This is a genomic window from Acidithiobacillus sp. TH-A36, assembly GCF_057473445.1.
Genome location: NZ_JBYCKP010000404.1, coordinates 1 through 2441 on the forward strand (window position 1 = coordinate 1; position 2441 = coordinate 2441).

Genomic DNA, 2441 nt, shown 5'->3' on the forward strand with positions numbered 1-2441 from the left:
ACGCAGTCGGACGCGAAGCGTCCAGAGGCGTGGGTTCGAGTCGGCGGGGGCGAAGCCCCCAAGAGACGGCGGCGGAGCTTGCGGAGCCACGGATAAAAGAAGGTTAATTAAAAGGATAAAAAGGATAAGGGCTGCAAAATGGCGGACTTTTTACATAAAATTAGCGTGTTATGATTTCCACCCGTCACCTATTCCCCCTAACGAGGCATGAATTTAAGGCAAAAGTTCGATGGTTATCCACAGATTCGGAAGCATTTATTTGTCCTTTTGGCGACCCGTCACCTATTCCCCCTGCTTTTTTGAGGATCCGTCACCTATTCCCCCTGTCTTTTGGGCGACCCGTCACCTATTCCCCCTGCTAAGCGATGCGAACAATGGGCTACAGAAGTCTCTGTTGGCGACCCGTCACCTATTCCCCCTGCCAAGCGTCACCTATTCCCCCCGCCAATCAACGCGACCCGTCACCTATTCCCCCTGCCAAGCGATATAGTGTCACGCTTTTTTTGCTGGTTGGGTAAGTTTGCTTGACGGCGATTAGCTGCCTTCTGTTCTGCCATAAATTCGTAGGTTGGCAGTAAACTATAAATCACGTCATCAAGTTTGCCGCGCTGGCCGCGCTTTTCGCTCTTGCTGATAGAACTTAAGGCTCCCAACTCCTTTAGTTCTTGCCACGCATCATCAACAGCCGCAACAGCTTGACGTTCGAGCCGGTACCCATTCAGCAGAGCGCTGTCCCGCTTCACCGTGCTGTAGTACACCTCGAATGGAGTCAACATGGCTGCCTGAGTATATTTCAAGACAAGCTGATTCAAGAGCCAGCGGGCAATTTGACTGCGGCATTTCATCATACGTTGATAGTTGAACTGGCGGTAAGTAACGCGATCAATGCTCTGAGTAACAAGGGGATGAAACTGCGCGGCGCACTTCAAATTCCGATCAGCGTCATAATCCTTTCGCCTAATCACCGTGAGCCGATCTAGATAGCTTGACCGCGTACAAATTTCGTCACCATCCGCGTTGAGCGCTACTATGTCAATGGTACTCAGGGAGAGGATGTCTAAGGCTTCAATAATCTCGTCATACCGCAAACTATGGCCTTGCCGCTCTAACTCGCTACGCAAAGCATGTAGGGAAAAAACGACTCCTGAGCGATAGTCGAGCTGGTCAAAAAAACCAGACTTCCGTTCAGCGGAAATCTTCCTCAGTGCGTGCTCGATTAATTCCTCGCGCGCGCTTGGATAGTAACTCTGTCGCTTACCGTTCTTACCAGTCACACGTGCGGGGTGGATTACCGCAGTAAATTTCCGTCCACGATACTGGAAAGGAAGCTCAAGTTCTTCGAGAAAACCATCTGCCGTTCGCATGCTGTTCATGCGGGCGCGGGATACAGAATAACGAGGAATATTATCCCAAAGGTCTACAGCATTTGATAGTAACTCCCTCTCATTTTCACCGTTCGCCAAGAATCCCTGAAACAAACTGAGTTGTTGGTTTGCGAAAGCTTCTGGCTGCACTGGCACAATAGTCTTTCGACTTCTAGACTTTTTAGCTGGCGTCGGCTTATCGATCATGTTCCTGCCCTTCCGGCATCTTACTTTTCTTCTTTCATGAATTCCTGAAATAATAAATTCAGCAATTCATTCAGTTTCAAGCCTCGGTCGAGGGCTGCTTGCTTAAAGGCACGCACAAACTCGGGAGGCATCCTGAATTGTAACGGAACAAGCTCTGAAGATGGGGTTACACCACGCTGGCAGCTGATGCTTTGGGAACGAATTTTTGCTGGTATTAAATCGGCACCAGTTAGACCAATAGTCGCAGTCTTAGCCATTAGCATTTCTCCTTGCTGATTTACTTTTTTCATTAAAACATGAAATAATGATAAGCCACAAGGCGTGTATTTCATCTGCTGCCGGACCTTTTGGGGCAATTTCCTGCGCGGTACGCCCACCGGTCATTGCAACAGCATAGGCCACCCGGTCCACAATAAATTTTTCAGCAACACGGCCGTGCTGCGAGAGAGCGGCTACAGCTTGTGCAGTGATTGTCGCTTGAGATTTCGCCTGATTGATAATAAATAAGAATGGCTTATTCGCTTGCTTAACAATCTCTACGGTATCTGCCACGGCCCAAAGATCTGCAGGAGAAGCTCTGACGGGTATTAGAACAAGATCGGCAAGCTCAATAACAGTCTTGCTTTGTTCCGAGATGGTTGGCGGCGTATCAATGAAACAATATGCCGCATTCTGTGTGGCAAGGGTTTGCAAGCCCATTGGTAACCGTGCGAAAGGAACCTCCAGCTTTCCAGGCGTCTCTGCCTCTCGGCGAGAATGCCACTGGCTCAATGTAGATTGCTTGTCTGTATCAATTAACCATACGTCTCCACCACCGGTCCGCTCAGCTTCTACAGAAAGATGCGCGGCAAGCGTTGTTTTGCCACTTCC

At 49.3% G+C, this 2441-nt stretch carries 3 protein-coding genes; all 3 read right to left on the minus strand.

Features of this window, described 5'->3' with window-relative positions; all coding sequences use genetic code 11:
- Window positions 1-461: 461 nt before the first annotated feature.
- Window positions 462-1571, minus strand: a complete 1110-nt coding sequence (locus AC2VLY_RS10480; protein WP_486892979.1) for a replication protein — start codon at window positions 1569-1571, stop codon at window positions 462-464.
- Window positions 1572-1591: 20 nt separating this feature from the next.
- Complete coding sequence (locus tag AC2VLY_RS10485) at window positions 1592-1828, minus strand: hypothetical protein (RefSeq protein WP_075323791.1); 237 nt, start codon at window positions 1826-1828, stop codon at window positions 1592-1594.
- The coding region (locus tag AC2VLY_RS10490; protein ID WP_486922229.1) for a nucleotide-binding protein at window positions 1821-2441 on the minus strand (621 nt) is incomplete at its 5' end. The genes AC2VLY_RS10490 and AC2VLY_RS10485, both read right to left, overlap by 8 nt.